Origin of the sequence: Weissella sp. DD23 (assembly GCF_001579105.1) — a bacterium.
Classification (GTDB): Bacteria; Bacillota; Bacilli; order Lactobacillales; family Lactobacillaceae; genus Weissella; species Weissella cibaria.
Map to the genome: position 1 here is coordinate 241,247 of NZ_KQ970394.1, position 4,970 is coordinate 246,216.

General features: G+C 45.3%; 5 protein-coding genes. All 5 read left to right on the forward strand.

The features are described from left to right. Nucleotides 1-1,525, forward strand: a 1,525-nt coding sequence (locus tag WEIDD23_RS08585; RefSeq protein ID WP_062358912.1) for a hypothetical protein, incomplete at its 5' end; no start/stop codon positions are given. Nucleotides 1,526-1,678: 153 nt separating this feature from the next. Next, the gene (locus WEIDD23_RS08590; RefSeq protein ID WP_010369924.1) at nucleotides 1,679-1,975 is read left to right on the forward strand and encodes a hypothetical protein; all 297 of its coding nucleotides are present in this window, start codon (nucleotides 1,679-1,681) and stop codon (nucleotides 1,973-1,975) included. Between the two features lie 330 nt (nucleotides 1,976-2,305). Next, a complete protein-coding gene (locus tag WEIDD23_RS08595; protein ID WP_010369921.1) occupies nucleotides 2,306-3,211 on the forward strand; it encodes an aspartate carbamoyltransferase catalytic subunit in 906 nt (301 codons plus the stop codon). Further along, the gene (locus WEIDD23_RS08600; RefSeq protein WP_010369918.1) at nucleotides 3,211-4,497 is read left to right on the forward strand and encodes a dihydroorotase; all 1,287 of its coding nucleotides are present in this window, start codon (nucleotides 3,211-3,213) and stop codon (nucleotides 4,495-4,497) included. The genes WEIDD23_RS08595 and WEIDD23_RS08600 overlap by 1 nt, the downstream gene beginning before the upstream one ends. Continuing rightward, nucleotides 4,494-4,970, forward strand: a 477-nt coding sequence (locus WEIDD23_RS08605) for a carbamoyl-phosphate synthase domain-containing protein (protein ID WP_278279474.1), incomplete at its 3' end; no start/stop codon positions are given. The genes WEIDD23_RS08600 and WEIDD23_RS08605, both read left to right, overlap by 4 nt.

Below are 4,970 nucleotides of genomic sequence, written 5' to 3' on the forward strand. Positions count from 1 at the left end.
GTATGGTCTGGCTTTTAATTACTTGGTGGCCTACAAGAGCGATGCTGATTGTAAACCGGATGTAACGGCATTATATGATGAACTTAAAAATTATCGGGTATTCACGTTCTTTGAGATGCAACTATTTTCGTTGATTGCTGAATCATTAACCCCTAAGCGTTTTTATCGGCTCTATGAAATTTTTGTGCAAAGCATCGGGTTGTTTAGCGGCTACATGCCAATGCCGATTTATCTCACTATTTTACGGATTCATTATTATGCCTTGGTTCATCTAACACGTCCTTCACTTAAGTCTTGGCCGACAATGTTATTTGTTTTAGAGGCAATTGAAAATCAACCTGCGCGCCCGTCAAATATTGAATTGTTTATGCTACGCGAATTTGCCAAGATGTTGAAAGCATACTACACAGTTGATAGTCCGGCAGCGGAACAACAATTCCGAAGTTGGCTAAATGTTGCGATTGCGCGTGGGGTGGTTGAAATTAAATTAACCTACGATACCTTATCGTTTCCTGGTTTATGGCAAGCCTTAACGATGAAGCGTTCACACATGGCTGTTAATGGTAAGTCAATGTTTACGACAGATTATGCCCATATTCAGTCGGCGGAGTTAGCAGATAACTTTGGCGATGCGCTCCAAATTTTGTTGAAAGGGAAACGAATTACCGGGAGCGAGTTAGAAGAATACGGCATCACGCGGTCAAAGTTATATCGTATTATGCATCAGGACGTGGTCATCCGCTTAAATGATTTGTTCGAAATGATGACCTACTTACGGTTGTTGCCTGCTGATTTAACGGTGTTCTTCTTTAAAAATCCAACGTCCCGAGCGCGGGAACGTTTCGCAGCATTCTTGGTGGATCCAACCGATTATCAAACAGTGGTCACAGAGGCTTTGGATCATTATGAAATCTCGCATAGTAATGCTGATTATGAAACGGCACTTGAATTTCAAGTCTATGTCAACCAACAACTATCTGATTTTGATCCGACGAGCATTGTGCAATTAGACTTAGCACGGACAATTACGGACTACTTATTAAAACTGGATGAATGGCATGAAGCGGAGCATCGGCTAGTGATGTATTCATTTATCGACATTGATGATGTTGAGATGGTGATAAAACGCCTGAGGATTGCAGATGAGTACATGCATCATCGCAATGTATTTCGAGCACCGATTAGTTCAGTTCTGAATAATGCCGAGTATTCTTTACTGAAGGCCGTCATTTTAAACCAACGAGCAGATTTTGATAAAATCATGACCGTGGTTGCTGGCGAACGGGAGCGTGATCCGCAAATTTTCCACTTTGCCACTTGGCGCTGGCGAGTCGACGTCTTTGACTACTACGAGATGATGTTTACCAATCCGGCCGCGGGGTTGGCGGCGTTCGAAACGTTTGTGACCGATTATCAAGTTTTAACGGGCAAACCGCTGTTTCCAAAAAACAGAAATTTCATTGCTGATACATTGAAGCATCACTTTGCGACAGTTTTAAAAGAGGGAGATACCTCAACAAAATGACAATTCATAAAACCATTAGCTTGACAGCCTGAACAAAACGGTGAAATTTGTATCGTTTTTGGAACTTTTTGGCTGAAATGGCAGGGGATACCTTACTCTAGGTACATAGCAAAACGAGAAACAGGATGTGCTTAGAAAAGAGAGGTAAGGGACATGAATTGGATTCCAGAGATGATGAAGCGCGCAGCCAAGTATGGTGGTGATTTAGACCATCCAGAAGTGGTTGCTTGGGCACACGAGCAATGGCAAAATGCAGCAAATGAATGGCGTTATGAAGTCGATGGTGAACACCGATTCAGGACCCAAGCTGAACTGGCCACTTACTTGCACGTTGGTAAGATGCAACTAACAAAGTTTATCTCACAAGGCGTGGAAGAATTCCAATTGCGGGGCCACCGCATCCGAGTTAATGATGATGTTTATATGGCTCGTGAACCACAAATTAGCTAATTGATAACCACTTGATAATTGATCAGGTGGTTTTTTATTTTGTAATGAAAATGTAAAGTAAAACGTAAACCGTGATAGAGCAACACGTAAAACGTTTAAATTTGTTAACTAGTAAAATTAGCCGTGTTTACCATTTTACTTGCGAGTGCTATATTAAATGCAACAACAAATAACCTTTTAAAAAGTAGTCCAGTGAGGCTATGAAGGGTTGCCGTTGGTTGGGGGAATTTAAGGGGATAACTGTATTAGTCCGCCTAAAAACTAACCAGAAGCAAAACCTCGTGAATCACTGATTCACGAGGTTTTTTTGTGCACAGAAAGGGAGTCACCATGCAAAACTTTGTTAACTTGAACGAGTTGCCGCTCACGACAATTCAAGACATGATTGCTGAAGCACTAGCCTACAAACAAGGCAAGCGTCAACCGATGCAGACGCCTAAATTAGTGGCCAACCTCTTCTTCGAAAATTCAACCCGGACGCACACCAGCTTTCAGGTTGCAGAGACAAAACTAGGCTGGCAACGGATTGCAATTGATCCACAAACGAGTTCCACGCAAAAGGGCGAAACCTTGTCGGATACGTTAAAGACATTAGGGGCTGTTGGTGTTGACGTGGTTGTTCTACGTCATCATATCAATGACTGGTATCAACCGCTGGTCGCTGAGCAATCAGAGTTGATGCCACAACTGGTCAATGCTGGTGATGGTAGTGGCCAGCATCCGTCACAAAGTTTGTTGGACTTGGTGACAATCTATGAGAATTTTGGTCACTTTGAAGGATTAAATATCCGTATTGTTGGTGACTTAGCACATTCACGCGTTGCTCGGTCAAATGCAGCGGTTCTGCAACGCCTTGGGGCAACGGTGACATTTGGTGGACCCAAGGCATGGTACCCACGTGAATTTGAAACCTATGGCACGTACACGGGGCTTGATACAGAACTAGAGAAGGTCGATGTATTGATGCTCTTACGTGTTCAGCATGAACGCTTAGATACAGATGAAAACACGAATTTTTCAGCCGCTAGCTACCATGCTTTGCATGGACTAACACGTGAACGATATGGACGGTTGAAGGAACAGGCAATTATCATGCACCCTGCGCCAGTTAACCGCGGTGTTGAAATTGCTGATGAGTTGGTTGAAGCACCGAAATCACGGATTTTTGAACAAATGACCAACGGTGTATATGCACGCATGGCAATTTTGGCGGCGATCGCACGAGGGGGAGAATAATGACAACACTTTTGTTTAAGCAGGTTCAAATTGTAGAGGCTGACCAAGTGGTCACACGAGATGTCCTGGTGACTGACGATACGATTACGGCAGTGGCCCCACAACTTGATGTAACGGCTGACCGCGTTATTCAAGCGACGGGCCAATTATTAACGCCTGGTTTGGTTGATATTCACGTCCATTTTCGCGAACCAGGTTTTGAATACAAAGAGACGATTGCAACGGGGTCCCGCGCAGCGGCCCGCGGTGGCTTTACGACCGTGGCAGCGATGCCTAATTTGAACCCTGTACCAGCTACTTTATCAGCGTTTGAAACTGTCCAAGCACGTAATCAAGCAGCAGGTGTTGTCCACGTTGCGCAGTATGGTGCGATTTCTGAAGGACTAACCGCTGACGAAATCGGGGATTTGCCAGCATTGGCTGCTGAAGGCGCAATCGCCTTTACTAATGATGGTAAAGGGGTGCAAACTGCAGCCACCATGCTTGATGCGATGACGGCCGCAGCCAAGGTGAATCGACCACTAGTCGCGCACGTTGAAGATGAATCGTTAGTCAAAGGTGGGGTGATGAATTTGGGGGCACGGTCAGCTGAACTGGGCTTGCCAGGTATTAATCCGCTTGCTGAATCCGCCCAACTTGCGCGTGACCTCATGTTGGCCCAAGCAACTGGCGTCCATTATCACGTTGCACATTTATCAACGAAAGAATCTGTCGCCTTGGTGCGCTTAGCGAAACAAAACGGGATTCATGTCACGGCCGAAGTCTCACCACACCACTTATTGTTGGATGAAACTGATATTACTGGGGATGATGCCTTGTTTAAGATGAATCCACCACTTCGTGCGCCGGCAGATCGGGCAGCAGTCATTGCTGGTTTGTTGGACGGCACCATTGATATGGTGGCGACTGATCACGCGCCGCACAGTGTGGCTGAGAAGGAACGGTCATTTATCGGGGCGGCATTTGGCATTACCGGGATTGAAACCAGTTTTCAGTTGTTGTACACGCACTTAGTTAAACCTGGTATTGCGACGTTAGCCCAATTATTAACTTGGATGAACGCAGCACCAATTGATGCATTCCAGTTAGAGGCACCAAAACAAGTTGCTGTCGGTGAACGCGCGGACTTGGCATTGTTCGATTTAGAAACACCATATCAAATTAATGCGCAAGATTTCTTGTCTAAGGGTGTGAATACGCCGTTTATTGGGGAAGTTGTCTATGGGCAAACGCGACTAACATTAGTTGCCGGTAAGATTGCTTATCAAGCAGAGGGGGAGTTATGAAGCGCTACTTAGTTTTAGCAAACGGATCAGTTTATGCGGGTGAAGGGTTTGGATCAACCAAGCCAGTTACTGGTGAAGTTGTTTTTAATACGGGTATGTCAGGGTATCAAGAGTCACTGACGGATTTGTCATACCATGGCCAAATCTTGACTTTCACGTACCCTTTAATTGGAAACTACGGCATTAACCGGGATGATTTTGAATCACTCCGTCCGGCTGCAAGCGCAATTGTTGCTCATGAAATTGCTCGACGCCCGTCAAATTGGCGTTCTCAAATGTCATTGGCGGAGTGGGCAGAGAAAATGGATTTACCAGGGATTACGGGAATTGATACGCGCGCGTTAACCAAAGAAATTCGGGAGCGCGGTGTCATGAAGGCCACGATTGTTGATGAAGTGACCCCAGACGTACTGACAACCTTGGCGGATACGACTTTGTCAGATCGACAAGTTGCTGAGGTAACGACGCAAACG